The organism is Candidatus Methylobacter favarea (assembly GCF_902806695.1).
GTDB classification, from domain to species: domain Bacteria; phylum Pseudomonadota; class Gammaproteobacteria; order Methylococcales; family Methylomonadaceae; genus Methylobacter_B; species Methylobacter_B favarea.
Window position 1 is genome coordinate 12,296 of record NZ_CADCXN010000042.1, and the last position, 15,047, is coordinate 27,342.

Below are 15,047 nucleotides of genomic sequence, written 5' to 3' on the forward strand. Positions count from 1 at the left end.
AAATCCCACATGCTAAAACGGTTTTTTCAGCAAGCTGCCGGAGCATCTTTAGAACAACTCCCTGACCTGTCCGGAATACTGGAAAAACAATACCAGGAGCAGGCAACTCGGAAAAATATTCAGTTCGATGATGCTCAATTCATGGCTTTGAAGCCTCTGCAATCCATTCTGGAAAAATTGCTTGCTGCGGTTGATTATGACCTCAAATCCGCTGCCTATAAACTCATCTCCAATCAGCCTGAAAAATGCCGCAGCTTATATATTTTTGGCGGAGTCGGACGTGGTAAAACCATGTTGATGGATTTATTTTATGAGGCTTGTCCCCTTATCCAAAAACGGCGCGTACATTTTAACGCGTTTATGCTGGAGGTTCATGCGTTCATGCATCAATGGCGTCAACAAAATAATACCGATGCAATTTCTGCATTGGCAAAAAAAATCAGGGGCTCAGCCCTGCTTCTATGCTTTGATGAGTTTCATGTCACCGATATCGCGGATGCGATGATTTTGGGAAGACTTTTCAGCAGCTTATTTGCTTTAGGTACAACTGTCGTTATAACCTCCAACCGTCATCCCGAGGATTTATATCCGGGCGGACTACAAAGAGAATTATTTTTACCCTTTATTAAACTCCTTCAGGAAAGATCCGAAATTATAGAACTTGTCGCAAAAGAAGATTACCGGTTAAGTCGTTTGCAGGCCCTGAAGACTACTTACTATTGCCCGCTTGATGAAAACGCCGCTGAGTTTGTACAGCAAAGTTTTAATTACTTTACCAATTTTGCTCCCCGGCAACCCGGCAATTTAAAGGTTTGGGGGAGAAATCTCATTTTGGAAGCCGTGCATGGCGACATTCTCTTTACCTCCTTTGACCAGTTGTGTGAGCAGCCGCTAGGTTCCGCAGATTATCTGGAAATTGCCAGAGAATTCAGTACCTTGATTTTGGCTGAAATTCCACGATTAAAGGCAGAAAAGCACAATGAAGCCAAGCGTTTTGCTACCTTGATTGATGCCCTTTATGAACATAAGGTAAAACTGATTTGCAGCGCTGCCGTACCGGCTCACAAGATTTATACGCAGGGCGAAGGTGCGTTTGAATTTGAGCGCACGGTTTCCCGCTTAATAGAGATGCAGTCAGAAAATTATTTACATACTGAGCATATCGGCCGCTCATAATCAACTTGGGCAGCCTGACTTTAAAAGATTTCTATTAAAGGAAGTGAATAGTTAAGCTAGTTTTACCTCGCCTAATTAAAATGACTAAGTACATGTTAAATCACAGACTTAACGGTTTATCCTAAAGCAAGGGCGGCACAAGTACTCATCACTCTTGTTTTTCGCGTCCCATTTAACACTCCGTTCGTTCTGAGCTTGTTGAAGGGCTTGTGCTCATGGTTCGGCGAGCTCACCAGGAACCGCTCTTTTAAATTATCACCCGTCATAAATAACTTGACTGAATACTAGGTTGAAGGCTGGCTATTATCAATCAAAACTTTCAATTTTAGGCCAGGCCGAAGGCCGTTAGTGAGAATATTCGCATTTGATTCACGCAAGTCGGCAACAGATACATTAAATTTTCTGGAAATCTGTAGCAGTGAATCCCCTTTATGAACTGTGTAATAAACCAGGCGGATTGTTGATAATGCCGTCGCAAGCTGCGGTTCAAGTTTTTTAATGGTAAGTCTTTTACCTGGAACCAGGTCTGTTTTTAAGGTAATTTTATTCCAGTCCGCAATATTTTTAGTGCTCACTGAAAATCGTTGGGCGATTTTCCAGAAAGTATCGCCTTTCTTAACAACATAAGTCTGAGTGTATCCGGATTTATGTCCAGGCGCTTTGGCAACAGGAGAAATATAAGCTGACTTTTTTAAGGCAGGAATCGCCAGGCGCATACCGGAACGGACAGTATTGCCGGCTAAATGGTTGGTTTGCCGTATTGACTTGAGGGTTGTATGATTTCGGGTGGCGACGGCTAGCAAACTTTCGCCAGCTTTAACTTTGTAGTAGCGTAGCCTTGCCGATGCTTTGGTATTTGCACTTACGACTGCTTTAGCTTCGTTCTGAAGCTGATCTGTGCTGACTTTACTGTATTGATTTAAATTTAACCGATCTGCATAGGAGAGCTGGGCCAGATTTGTTTTAAAAAATTGCGCCTGTTGCACAGGAATTAACAGACGATGCGGGCCTTCCGGAGCCGTACACCAGCGATTAAAGCCAGGATTCAGCTTTAAAAATTCTTTCAGTGGAATGTTGGCCATTGCTGCGGCTTTGTTCAGGTCCAGCGGAGCTTTTATGTCAACGACTTCAAAATAAGGTTTATTGGGAATATGCTGCAAAGGAATGTTGTATTGTTCAGCGTTGGCAAATAATTTGGCAATAGCCAATAAACGGGGGACATAATTAAACGTTTCCTCGGGCAGACTTAATGACCAGTAATCGGCAGGCAGATCAAGATCCTCGTTTTTTTCAATGCATTTTAAAATATTGCCCTTGCCGAAATTATAGGAAGCCAGGGCAAGCAGCCAATCCCCGTCAAAAGTCTCACTGAGCTGCTTAAGATAAGTAGTCGCAGCCTTTGTTGAAGCATAAACATCACGCCGACCGTCATACCAGGAGTTTTGTTGCAGCCCGAACAAACGGCCCGTAGCAGGGATAAATTGCCAAAGCCCTGAAGCTTGGCTTTTTGAATACGCATCGGGAATAAAGGAGCTTTCAACAACCGGTAATAAGGCCAGTTCGCCCGGAATGTCTTTCGCCTCAATTTCATCGAGAATCAGATGCAGATAGGGTTCTGCTCGCTGCTGCAGCGCAACAAGCGCGTCCGGATTCTGTAAATACCAGTTAAGCTCGCGGTCAATCCGTTCATTTTCAATAGGAGGCAGGGAGTATAAAGACACCAGTCTGTCCCAAATGGTGGCGTTATGTGTTAATTTGGTTTTAAATTTTTGTTTGGCGGGTACCAGCGAGGGGTAATGTATATAGCTGCTGCGGTCTTGCTTCGATATTATTGGGGGTCTATCATTAATCCTCAGTGGAGCTTTACCGGTTTCCGAGCAACCGCTAGCGATTAATGAGATCAAAATTAATAAAAACATAATTAGCTTGCTAAAATTAACATTCATCCCTAACCCCCTTATAGCGAAGTGTAATATTTAGTAGAAATTTATTATAACCTGTTTCTATTGAAAATCACTAAAGTCTTGTATTGTTGAGTCTATTGAATGAAACGCGATTTTCTGTTTGCCTGGTACCAGACCCCTCGAGGCAAGCTGCTGCAACAGCTTGAAGCCGACTATTTACAGCGTTCCATTACTGTCAGTTGTCAGCAGATTGTTTTGCAGATCGGCGGATTAGGGTGGGAAAACGACTTTATTGATTGTTCTTTATACAAAAATTTTACGGTGCTTGATGCCAAAAACGTGGGTTGCCAGGAAGGTCAAAAAATACAGGCAAAATCATATAATCTGCCTTTAAAAAGCGAAAGCGTCGACATGGTTATTATGCCGCATTTACTGGAGTTTGATGCCAATCGGTTTCAGACAATAAGAGAAGTCGAACGAGTTTTAAAGCCGGAAGGAATAGTGTTAGTGTTAAATTTTAATCCCTGGAGTATCTGGGTAAGATATCAATACATATGGGACAAAAGAATGGCTGATACATGGCGCGGACATTTTATTTCCCGTTCAAGAATTTTGGACTGGTTGAAAGTGTTGAATTTTGAAGTAACTGTATCATCACAGTTTAATTTTAATTCCGTAACCTCTACCCATGGAAAATTTATCGCCAATAAACATTCATTTACAGCGACGGCCTACGCTGTTAAAGCCATAAAACGCCGTTACAATTTAATTCCATTAACGCCTGTGATAGAGCTGAATCCCCGTTTGGCTTTGGTAAATTCTCTTAACCCCTCGGCACGGATGAGCAGCCATGACTGATTCGGTCATTATCTATATCGATGGGGCCTGCCGCGGCAATCCGGGTCCGGGCGGATGGGGAGTCATCCTCAACTATAAAAATAAGACCAAGGAGCTTTACGGCGGCGAGCGGCATACAACCAATAACCGTATGGAATTGATGGCTGCAATACAGGCTCTGGAAACATTAAAAAAACCCTGTTCAGTGCAGATTCATACCGATTCTCAATACGTGCGTCAAGGTATCACGGAGTGGATAAGCAACTGGAAAGCACGGGGATGGAAAAATGCCGCTAAAAGGCCGGTTAAAAATGATGATTTATGGCGCAGACTGGACATTGCAATCAAGCCGCACACTATTGAGTGGCTATGGGTAAAAGGTCATTCCGGGGATAAAGGCAACGAGCGGGCAGATGCTCTTGCTAACCGTGGAATTGATTCCCTGACCCACGGCTCTCCGCAACTCCTTGATGAGCATGCCATTTTTTAATTTTTATACAGTATAAGGATCAAGCCTACTTTTTATTGCCTAATAAAGTTCTAAGGTCGGCAAATGGATTGTGAGTAGCAACAGGGTTAGCACGCTTACCGGCTTGCAAATTACTGTCAAAGCGGGTTTGTTCATATTTTGAATGTTCATTATCATGGCAATACAGACACAATAATTCCCAGTTACTACCGTCCGTTGGATTATTGTCGTGATTGTGGTCTTTATGATGAACCGTTAATTCATTCAGATTTTTATGCGTAAATTCGCGCGCGCAGCGACCGCATATCCAGGGATAAAGTTTTAATGCCTGGCCGCGATATGACTGCTCTCTCAGTTCCTGGTTGCGCCTTGCTTCGGTAACAATCCGGTCCAGTTTTTTCTGATCAGCGTTGGATTTTTTTTGACCCATATAAATGACTCCACTTAGCTATAACTGTATTTAACTGAATTAATATGAATTCAGCATTTATAACATGACGCTACGGCTAGCCCAAGCCAGATTTGTCATCTTTTGATTAGCGCAAATCTATTTCAGACTTGAAGAACCGATAACGGCTAGTACTGTTTTATTTAAGCCGGGCTTAGTGTAGCAGAAAAATCCGCAGGAATAGCCCCTCATTAATCAAGCTCTGTTGAAAGCTGATAAGGTATCATATAGCGCATGACTAATATTAAAACTTTCAGGTAACACATTGGATAATAGAATAAATACTGCCAGTCGCCAGGTAGTTCTTGATACTGAAACCACCGGTCTGAATCCGCAGGAAGGCCATCGGATTATTGAAATTGGCTGTGTGGAATTGATGAATCGTCGTCTGACCGGCAAGCGCTTTCATGTCTATATAAATCCTGATCGATTATGTGATGAAGGCGCGATTGAAGTTCATGGCCTCACTAATGAATTTTTACAGGATAAACCTCGTTTTAAGGATATTTTTGAGGATTTTATTGCGTTTATTCGCGGCGCTGAATTAATAATTCATAATGCACCGTTCGATATAGGCTTTATTGATCACGAGCTTTCCTTATTAAATGACGAAGCCGGTACGATTGCGGGATACAGCTCCGTATTTGATACCCTGGCTTATGCCAGAAAGAAGCATCCCGGCCAAAGAAACAGCCTGGATGCATTATGTAAACGCTATGGCATTGATAATAGCCACCGGGATTTGCACGGGGCGCTGCTGGATGCTGAAATTCTGGCCGATGTGTTTTTGTTAATGACCGGCGGGCAGTTTACGCTATTGGATGAAGGGTCATCGCAGTCGGAAGACACAGAAGCGCATGCAGTCATTAAACTTCTATCCCTGGACCGGCCTGCCTTGACTGTCATTCGTTGTAATGAAATGGAACTGGCAGAGCATCAACAGCGCCTGGAGTTTATTGAAAAAACTAGCGGCAACTGCATTTGGAACAAAAAAAGTCAGGATTAAAATTTATTGGGCGAATTTCGGCTTTGCCCGCCGCGATGTGGAACTCATCCTTTTTTTGCTTTTATCCTCTTTTTTAGCGCCGCCATCAACTATTGACTTTCGGTCACCTTCATCCATTCTTGATATATTAAGCGGCTGCCCTGCCACCCTGATCTTTTTCAGCTCATTGAACAGTTCTTTAGGCATACCCGCAGGCAGCTCTACTGTGCTGTAATCGTCTTCAATTCTGATACGGGCTATGTGATCGCCATCAATGCCGGTTTCATTGGCTATGGCGCCAACGATATTGCCTGGTTTTACGCCATGATTGTGGCCGACTTCGATGCGAAACACTTCCATTTCAATTTCCGAACCGCTCCCAAATCCGCGTCTGGGTTTACGATCCCGCTGCGGACGGCCTTCGCGTTGCAGTCTATCGGTTCTTTGCGGCCTGTCTTCGCTTGTTTCCCTGGATTTTTTAGGCAAATTCTGCATTAACAAGGGAGTCTCGCCTTGCACCAGCTTCGCCAGCGCAGAGGCTATTTCCAGGGCGGTTACATTATGCTCCTGCTGATATTGTTCTATCAGCTGGGTGAAAAAACCAAGCTCTTCTGCAGCCAGGGTATCGGTAATATTCTGCTTAAAGCGGGCGATACGCTTGTTGTTAATGACCTCGGTTGAGGGCAAGCCCATTTCCTCAACTTTTTGCTTGGTTGCTTTTTCGATATTATCCAGCAGTTTTCTTTCCCGGGGAGCAATAAACAAAATAGCATCACCGGTACGGCCGGCGCGGCCGGTTCTGCCAATCCGGTGAATATAGGATTCAGTATCATAAGGAATGTCATAATTGACGACATGAGTGATACGGTCTACATCCAGTCCCCGGGCCGCCACATCGGTGGCGATTAGAATATCCAGTTTGCCGTTTTTAAGATGCGCAATGGTGCGTTCCCGCAGCGCCTGCGACATGTCGCCATTAATCGCAGACGCAGAATAACCTCGAGCTTCCAGCTTTTCCGCCAGCTCAACGGTTGCGGTTTTGGTTCTGACGAAGATAATCATGCCTTCAAAGGTTTCAGCTTCCAGAATACGGGTTAGCGCATCCAGTTTATGTACGCCGCTGACCAGACAGTACCGCTGATGGATATGCTCTGCTGAGGCGGTGGTTACTTTGATGGTGACTTGTTCAGGCTCATGCAGATATTGCTGGGCAATTTTGCGTATGGCGGTCGGTATGGTTGCAGAAAATAAGGCAATTTGTCTGTTTTCAGGGGTTTGCTCAAGGATCCATTCCACATCATCAATAAAACCCATGCGCAGCATTTCATCCGCTTCATCGAGAACCAAAACGCTGAGTCCATCCAGTTTCAGTGTGCCTTTACGCATATGATCCATCACTCGGCCCGGGGTACCGACCACTACATGAGCACCGCGCTTTAGCTGGCGCAGTTGGGTACTGTAATCCTGCCCCCCATAAATAGGCAGAACATGGAAACCTTTTAAATGCGCAGCATAACGTTGAAAGGCCTCGGCCACTTGAATAGCCAGTTCACGAGTTGGCGCCAAAACCAGAACCTGCGGGTCTCTCTGGTTGAGTTGTATACGGGCCAGGATAGGCAAAGCGAAAGCGGCCGTTTTACCGGTTCCTGTTTGCGCCTGACCCATAACATCCTTGCCTTGCAGCATATGGGGAATTACTTGCGCCTGAATAGGCGAAGGTGTTTCATAACCGACATCATCCAGTGCTTTTAGCAGGGGTTCATTCAGTGCTAAATCACGGAAAGAGGGTAAGGGAGAAACATCAGTGGACATTGATTTACCTGTTGGAATAAGGAAGAAGGTGGCGGGGATTTTTAAGCTTTTATATACCTAAAGCATGATATCACACTATATCGGGATTTACAGTAAACGGATGGCGAATGCTCTCGCGATCCAACAAGCGTTAGAATATTTATATTCTTGAGTATTAACTGTTTAATTAGGTTAGCTCCCTATTTATAGATTTATATCCCCGTATAATTTAACTTCCTTGGCAGTTTCAAGAATATAGGTTACTCTTCAGTGAGGCTTTATCCTCTCGATCGAAATACCCCCTATATCTCTACTATGTTATCGGTCCCTATCCATATTGTTTCTAATATAATATCCCCGTGCTCAATCCGGGAGTCTTTTCCCGTCATACTATCTCGTATATTTTGTGGACCGCTAATGAATCTTGAAGTGCTGTTATGCGTTTTTACTCTATTTTCAGCTATATCAGGGATTTTAATGATTGTTAAATCCGGGTTGACCCAAACCCTTTTAAAAAAATCCCAGATAGAGTCCATACGAAATTCAGATAATGGAGGCGAAGAACAGGCTCAACTGAGGGCTTACCCGCTAGCGCTATTTGTAAAGCTGTTGTCCTTATTAAAATATAGCCCAATTCTGCTTTTTCAGATTTTGCCCCAGGTGTCAATGGCGGCTGAAGAAGGCGCCGCTATTGCTACAGTTCCGCCCCTGGACTTGACCCGACACGGGGCCGGCTATCTGGCTTTGATTTTGTTTGCTGCTGCTTACTTCCTGGCCATGATAGAGGAAGTTACCGAACTGCGAAAGTCCAAACCAATGGTATTTGCAGCCAGCTTGATCTGGGTTTTTATTGCCGTCGTTTATGTCAGCGCAGGAATGGGCGAACAGGCAGGCAGGGCGTTTCGTACCAGCCTGGAAAGCTATGCCGAATTGTTTCTGTTCATTATGGTCTCGATGACTTACCTGAATGCCATGGAAGACAGGGGCGTATTTGAAAGCCTCAGGGTTTGGCTGTTAAGTAAAAATTTCAGCTATCGGCAATTATTCTGGATTACCGGCTTTCAGGCTTTCTTCATTTCATCGGTATGTAATAATCTGACTACCGCCCTGCTTATGGGCTCGGTCATTGTAGCCATGGGCAAGCACAGCCCTCGCTTTGTCACCCTGTCCTGTATCAACGTCGTAGTAGCGGCAAATGCGGGGGGTTCATTTAGCCCATTTGGCGACATTACCACTTTATTGATATGGCAAAAAGGTATTGTACCCTTTGCAGATTTCTTTTCCCTGCTAATTCCGGCCGTGGTCAACTTCGTTTTACCTGCCGCCATTATGCATTTCAAAATTCCAAAGGAAAGGCCTGAGGCGGTATCGGAAGCGCAGGAGATCAAGCGCGGCGGCGGGATAATTATTGCGTTGTTCCTGTTAACCATCATTACTGCTACCTGTTTTGAAAATCTGCTGAACCTGCCTCCCGCCGCAGGCATGATGCTTGGCCTTGCCTATTTGAAATTTTTCAGTTATTACCTGCACAAAACTGCAGCCGGCAGCGTCGAGCCGGACGATTTTGAAACCCAAGAGCAGCAAGCAAGCAGCAGAATCTCGGCCCACGGCAGAATCGATTATTTCGCCCCGATGAAGTATATGAACAGATCGAAGGCATTTGTAGAAAGCCACAGGGAACTGGACGAACCTTTTGATGTATTTAATAAAGTGGCTGATCTCGAATGGGATACCCTGCTGTTTTTTTACGGCGTAATGGTCGGAGTGGGGGGATTGAGTTTTATGGGCTATTTAACTGTTGCATCCCATCATTTATACGGAGAGATTGATCCCACTGTAGCTAATATGCTGGTTGGCGTAGCCTCAGCCTTTATTGACAACGGTACGATCATGCTGGCTGTGTTAACCATGGCCCCGGATATTTCCCAGGGCCAGTGGCTGCTGGTGACTTTGACTGCCGGCGTGGGAGGCAGCCTGCTGGCGGTGGGATCAGCGGCCGGCGTGGGCTTGATGGGACAGGCGAAAGGTATTTATACTTTTGCCAGTCATTTAAAATGGGCTCCGGCCATCGCTTTGGGCTATCTCGGCAGTATTGCTGCGCATTTTCTTATGAACAGCCGCTACTTCTAGGCTCAGAAAACCTGATTCAAATTTATCAATATAAGCAGAGTTTACAGATAATAAGTCAGCAATTAATTGTGTTCTCCCTTGAATGTTTTCGACATATCCTGACCAGCATTGAAAAATCGATTACCACATTACATTTCCCATCGCCTGATACGGGTAAAAGTAATAGTTGGGCTTAATTAATGCTGCAGTTTCCTCTCTTATCGGCAATACCACGCAACTGTGCGATTGAAACTCGCTGCTGGTAAACTCATGAAAAAATTGATAATTAATACAGGATATTTTGGTATCGCTAGGGCTAAAAAGATACAATACCGATGCCTGGAACCACGCAAACGTGAAAAATAAGTTCTGACTTTGCGCCTGCATTTTTTACCTTGCTTGTAATCTATGAAGAGTTCAATGACTGAAGTCCAAACGAACCCGGTTTCATCGCCGCAGATGGAAGTCAGTGAGCAGGATAATGGACAGTCCTGTGTCAAGCTCTCAGGCAACTGGAATATTCGCAGTCTCGCACTAACGCCTGGACTGCGCCAAAAGCTCAAGGCCATCGCCGCTGATAAAGCGACTACATGGGATATGCACCTGGTTGACATGCTCGATAGCGCTACCGCCCTGATGCTCTGGCAAGCATGGGGAGAACAGATGCCGACTGGCTTAATGATAAAACCGGAACATCAACGCTTGTTTGAGCGCTGGCAAGGGCAGAATGTGCCTGCTGAACCTTCCGTTTCCCGTTCCAGCCTGGTTTTAAACTATTTGCTGCAAATGGTTTGGAGTTTCTGGGCCCAGTTAGTCAATCTGGTGTCGCTGTTAGGCCAACTGGTGCTGGATTTTGGCTATTTACTGGTTCATCCTGCTGATATCCCCGTGGCGGAGATTTCCATCACGATTTATGAGGCAGGCGTTCGGGCTTTAGGTATCACGGCACTGGTAGGATTCCTGATCGGCATAGTGCTCAGTTACCTGTCAGCATTGCAGTTAAAAACTTTCGGCGCCGAAATTTATATTATTGATATCCTGGGTCTGAGCATTATTCGTGAACTGGGGCCTTTATTAGCCGCCATCCTGGTCGCTGGCCGTTCCGGTTCCGCAATGACTGCGCAAATCGGCATCATGCGGGTTACTGAGGAGCTGGATGCATTATCTGCAATGGGCATTTCCCATTCCTTGCGCCTGATCCTGCCAAAAGTGGCGGCGCTGACGGTAGTCCTGCCGCTTTTAAGCGCATGGACTAGCGCGGCGGCGCTTATAGGCGGGATGTTTTCTGCGCAAAATACACTGGATATCAGCTATCAGCAATTTTTCCTTAAGCTGCCGGATGTAGTGCCGCTGCTGAATGTCTTTATCGGCCTCGGGAAAAGTGCCGTATTTGGCCTGTTCATTGCGCTGATCGCCTGTCATTTTGGCTTCAGAATCAAACCGAACACTGAAAGTCTGGGTAGTGAGACGACTAACTCCGTGGTTGCAGCGATTACTGTGGTGATTATGATCGATGCGATGTTTGCCATTTTATTTATGGGCGTGGGCATGCCATGACCGAAACCTGTGCTATACGGCTGGAGCATGTCTCGACGAGCTTTGGCGATAAAGTCGTCCACCAGGATATTAGTCTCTGCCTGAAACATGGGGAAATATTGGGTCTGGTAGGCGCATCAGGTTCCGGCAAGACGACTTTGCTGCGTGAAATTATTGGCCTGCAAATACCCACCCAGGGCGAAATATTCGTTATGGGGCAATCCTTGAAAAATGTGACAGCCGATCACGGGCAAAGGTTGCGCAGTAATTGCGGCGTCCTGTTTCAGAAAGGCGCATTGTTCAGTGTCTTGAACGTTTTTGATAATATTGCCTTCCCGCTGCGGGAACTGGGATTAAAGGATGAAGAATTGATCAAGCGGATAGTGTTTATGAAGCTGTCAATGGTAGGCTTATCTGACCAGGATGCCTGGTTAAAACCGGCAGATCTGTCCGGCGGCATGATCAAGCGGGTAGCGCTCGCGCGCACGATGGTTCTGGAACCAGGCCTGTTGTTGCTCGATGAACCGACCTCCGGATTGGATCCTATTTCCAGTGAGGACTTTGTCAGCCTGTTATCCGAACTGCATCGCGCCCTGAATTTTACGGTGTTCATGATTACCCATGACCTGGATATTTTAAGAGACTTGTGCACCCAGGTGGCGGTACTGGCGGATAATCAATTAATTGCTTTTGGAACGCTGGCTTCGGTATTAAGCTGCAAGCATCCGTTTATTGAAAAATTTTTTTACAATAAACGCGCCCGGCGGGTATTTCAATCTCAAGAGCAAGAGGCTGCCCATGGGTAGAGATAAGCACGCACTGATTACCGGTTTGTTTTTAATTATTCTGGTGACAGCGGTGACGGCCATCATTTACTGGATAGGCCATTTTGAGCGGGAGCGCAATGTCTATGTCATTTCAACCCGGGAATCGGTTTCCGGCCTTAATCCCGAGTCAACGGTTTTTTACCGCGGCATTGCCGTAGGAAAAGTGATCAATATTTTATTTGACCCGAATGACTCCAGCACTATTCTTGTGCCCATAGAAGTCGATAAGCAGATCGTGCTGACTAAAGGGGTTTACGCCACTTTAAACTTAAAGGGCGTGACCGGCCTGACCCAGATTGAACTGGAGGATGAAGGCGGTATTTCGATTCCTTTACCGCCAGGTGATGAGCCGGCAAACCGTATTCCTTTAAAGCCGTCCTTGACCGACAGATTAATGAGCTCAGGGGAAGATATTTTGAAAAAGGCCGACCATATAATGATGCGGCTGGGCCTGTTGTTGAGCGATGAAAATACTGAAAGTATCGGCGGCATCTTAACTAACCTGAAAACATTAACTGACAAACTTTCCGATCTGCAAAAAGCGGTTGACAGAGCACTGGCCGGTGTCCCGGCATTAAGCAAGGACGCTCACAAGACCTTGACTAATATTGATGATTTAACCAACGATTTAAAAAGTTTAACGAGGGAAGTGAAGGCCCTCGGCATAAAAGCCAACAAACTTGCAGACACCAGCAGAACCGCCAGCGATATACTGTTGGAAACAACATTGCCGAAGGTCAATGAACTGCTGGCGGAACTACAATCGACAACCACACAGGTTAGCCGGGTTGCTACAATGCTGGAAAACGATCCGCGCTCCTTACTGCTGGGGCCGGGTCAGCAAGAGCCAGGGCCAGGCGAACCCGGCTATCAGGAATCACAATGAGATATTTATCAATCAGTTTACCGGCCTTTATTCTGGCAGTTGCCGGCACAGGCTGCAGCATTAGCCCCACCAAACAACCGGCTGTACATGATTTTGGGGTCGCAACCCCAACTTCTGCTGCTGGAAGCAGGCTAACAGCCAAGCCGAATATCACTGTCGAGGCGCCTAAATGGCTCTGGGACAACCGCATTCGTTACCGACTGCTTTATTCCTCCCCTACGAATGTTCGTTTCTATACGCTTGACCGATGGATTGCCCCCCCGCCTGAATTGTTTGAGCAGCAGCTGATTTCCAGCGGCAAGATCTTGAATTATCCATTGAATATTCAGCTATTGAGCTTTGAACAGCAATTCGATGCGCCTGATCGGGCTCGTGTAGTAATGCGATTTTTTGTAAATGCTTATGCTTTCGGCAATAGGCAGGAAAGTGGTACGCAGGTATTCCTTATGGAACGGCCGACTAAAACGCCTGACGCCGCCGGTGCGGTAAGCGCCTTTGCTGAGCTAACTCGGCAGGCTGCCGACAGAATTCAGGATTGGCTCACGGCATTATCCACTAAATGATAGATGGCAAGATGCATTCACGAGTGCAGGCAAACCCGAAGCTGATCCGGTACAGTTTTTCTCAAAAACTCTCCCCGCACCGAGGCAAATGAGGTTAGAAAATACAGATACTGATAAGATCTGAATTTCACACTGCAAGACCGCGTCAATTGCAACTTAAAAAGGGTATATTCCCCATGTGATTTTGACAATAGCAATAATTAGAGTTAGGTTTTAATTAAATACTATTCTGAAAATAGGGAAAACTATGAAAAAATCCATTCTTGCAGGAATTATTGCCTGCCTTGAAAGCTTTTCAGCCGTAGCAGCAGATTCCTATACAGTCGATCCCAGGCATACTTTTCCCGGTTTTGAGATTAATCATCTGGGCTTTTCAATACAACGGGGCCGTTTTGACCATACCAGCGGCAAAGTCGCTCTTGACTCCAAAACCGGTACTGGAAAAGTTGATGTAGTTATTGACGCGGCTTCTATCAGCACCGGCCTTCCTGAGCTGGAAAAACATTTGCGTAGTGATGAGTTTTTTGACGTCGCCCGTTATCCAAAAATTACCTTTTCATCCGGCAAGCTCAGCTTTAATAACGAACAGCTTGTAGCGGTTGACGGCAATCTGACTCTGCATGGCATTACCAGACCCGTACACTTGACAGTAGATCATTTCCATTGCGGCATGAACCTGATTGCCATGAAAAACACCTGCGGAGCTAATGCGGTCACCACCATTAAACGAACGGATTTTGGCGTTAGCAAATATGCTCCGGCGCTTGCTGATGAAGTCAAAATTATTATTCAGATTGAAGCGCTCAAAGACTGATCAAGTCTTGTCTATTAATATTACAGAAAGGAAAAACTATGAAACTCTATTACAGTCCTGGCGCCTGCTCGCTGTGCCCCCATATTGTAGCCAAGGAAGCCGGTCTTCCGCTGGAACTGGTTAAAGTAGATTTGCAAGGCAAGCATACTGAAACCGGGGAAGATTTCAGACAGATCAATCCTAACGGTTACGTGCCGGTTTTGATACTCGACAATGGCAGAAAGCTCATTGAAGTAGCTGCAATAGTGCAGTATCTTGCAGACCTCGCGCCTGATAAAAAAATAGCGCCTCCGGCCGGCTCGTTTGAGCGTTACCAGTTACAACAATGGCTGAGTTTTATATCAACCGAGATCCATAAAAGCTTTTCAGCTTTATTCAAGCCCGCCACGCCGGAAGCTGCCAAACAACAGGCTATTGAAAGCTTAGCTGCCCGTTTGGTAACTGTCTCCGAACATCTTTCGACACAAACATTTTTGCTGGGTGAGCAATTTAGCGCAGCGGATGCCTATTTATTTGTTACCTTAAGATGGAGCCCCTATCTCAAGTTTGATCTTTCCCGCTGGCCTTTGCTGATAAGCTATGCTGATAAAATTTCTGGGCGTCCCGCAGTACAGCAGGCGTTACAGGAAGAAGGTCTTGCTTCAGCGCCGCCAGAAAAGGTATTCAAAGTGAATTTTTGAAATCATGACAGAAACGCCATCT

Annotated in this window: 14 protein-coding genes; 11 read left to right on the forward strand and 3 right to left on the reverse strand. The window is 45.7% G+C overall.

Annotation, left to right across the window (positions count from 1 at the left end; genetic code table 11):
• Positions 1-9: 9 nt before the first annotated feature.
• Positions 10-1,176 (forward strand): cell division protein ZapE, encoded by a 1,167-nt coding sequence (gene zapE / locus HUX64_RS03535; protein ID WP_174624859.1) that lies wholly within the window; start codon positions 10-12, stop codon positions 1,174-1,176.
• 284 nt (positions 1,177-1,460) lie between these two features.
• On the opposite strand, the gene HUX64_RS03540 is transcribed toward zapE, so the two are convergent.
• A complete protein-coding gene (locus HUX64_RS03540; protein ID WP_343034376.1) occupies positions 1,461-2,897 on the reverse strand; it encodes a lytic transglycosylase in 1,437 nt (478 codons plus the stop codon).
• A gap of 324 nt (positions 2,898-3,221) precedes the next feature.
• Between HUX64_RS03540 and HUX64_RS03545 the strand changes: the two genes are divergently transcribed.
• Both HUX64_RS03545 and rnhA read left to right on the forward strand, forming a co-directional pair.
• A complete protein-coding gene (locus HUX64_RS03545; protein WP_174624861.1) occupies positions 3,222-3,938 on the forward strand; it encodes a class I SAM-dependent methyltransferase in 717 nt (238 codons plus the stop codon).
• On the forward strand, positions 3,931-4,407 hold the full coding sequence (gene rnhA, locus HUX64_RS03550; RefSeq protein ID WP_174624862.1) for a ribonuclease HI: 477 nt from the start codon (positions 3,931-3,933) through the stop codon (positions 4,405-4,407). Before HUX64_RS03545 ends, rnhA begins: the two co-directional genes overlap by 8 nt.
• A 25-nt stretch (positions 4,408-4,432) precedes the next feature.
• Here the strand turns inward: rnhA and HUX64_RS03555 are convergent, their stop codons facing one another.
• Entirely contained in the window at positions 4,433-4,816 is a 384-nt protein-coding gene (locus tag HUX64_RS03555) for a YajD family HNH nuclease (RefSeq protein WP_174624863.1), read from the reverse strand.
• 283 nt (positions 4,817-5,099) lie between these two features.
• Here HUX64_RS03555 and dnaQ point away from each other — a divergent pair, with 283 nt between their 5' ends.
• Positions 5,100-5,840, forward strand: coding sequence for a DNA polymerase III subunit epsilon (gene dnaQ / locus HUX64_RS03560; RefSeq protein WP_174624864.1), 741 nt, complete (start codon positions 5,100-5,102; stop codon positions 5,838-5,840).
• A 3-nt stretch (positions 5,841-5,843) separates the two neighbouring features.
• On the opposite strand, the gene HUX64_RS03565 is transcribed toward dnaQ, so the two are convergent.
• Entirely contained in the window at positions 5,844-7,631 is a 1,788-nt protein-coding gene (locus HUX64_RS03565; RefSeq protein WP_174624865.1) for a DEAD/DEAH box helicase, read from the reverse strand.
• A gap of 645 nt (positions 7,632-8,276) precedes the next feature.
• Here HUX64_RS03565 and nhaD point away from each other — a divergent pair.
• The 7 genes from nhaD (at position 8,277) to gstA (ending at position 15,025) form a co-directional block, all read left to right on the forward strand.
• On the forward strand, positions 8,277-9,740 hold the full coding sequence (gene nhaD / locus HUX64_RS03570) for a sodium:proton antiporter NhaD (RefSeq protein ID WP_174624904.1): 1,464 nt from the start codon (positions 8,277-8,279) through the stop codon (positions 9,738-9,740).
• Positions 9,741-10,139: 399 nt separating this feature from the next.
• Entirely contained in the window at positions 10,140-11,276 is a 1,137-nt protein-coding gene (locus HUX64_RS03575; protein WP_174624866.1) for an MlaE family ABC transporter permease, read from the forward strand.
• Positions 11,273-12,061 (forward strand): ABC transporter ATP-binding protein, encoded by a 789-nt coding sequence (locus HUX64_RS03580; protein WP_174624867.1) that lies wholly within the window; start codon positions 11,273-11,275, stop codon positions 12,059-12,061. The genes HUX64_RS03575 and HUX64_RS03580 overlap by 4 nt, the downstream gene beginning before the upstream one ends.
• On the forward strand, positions 12,054-12,968 hold the full coding sequence (locus HUX64_RS03585) for an MlaD family protein (RefSeq protein ID WP_174624868.1): 915 nt from the start codon (positions 12,054-12,056) through the stop codon (positions 12,966-12,968). Before HUX64_RS03580 ends, HUX64_RS03585 begins: the two co-directional genes overlap by 8 nt.
• Positions 12,965-13,531, forward strand: coding sequence for an ABC-type transport auxiliary lipoprotein family protein (locus HUX64_RS03590; RefSeq protein WP_174624869.1), 567 nt, complete (start codon positions 12,965-12,967; stop codon positions 13,529-13,531). Before HUX64_RS03585 ends, HUX64_RS03590 begins: the two co-directional genes overlap by 4 nt.
• A 247-nt stretch (positions 13,532-13,778) precedes the next feature.
• Positions 13,779-14,345, forward strand: a complete 567-nt coding sequence (locus tag HUX64_RS03595) for a YceI family protein (RefSeq protein WP_174624870.1) — start codon at positions 13,779-13,781, stop codon at positions 14,343-14,345.
• 38 nt (positions 14,346-14,383) lie between these two features.
• On the forward strand, positions 14,384-15,025 hold the full coding sequence (gene gstA / locus HUX64_RS03600; protein ID WP_174624871.1) for a glutathione transferase GstA: 642 nt from the start codon (positions 14,384-14,386) through the stop codon (positions 15,023-15,025).
• The last annotated feature ends 22 nt before the right edge of the window (positions 15,026-15,047 follow it).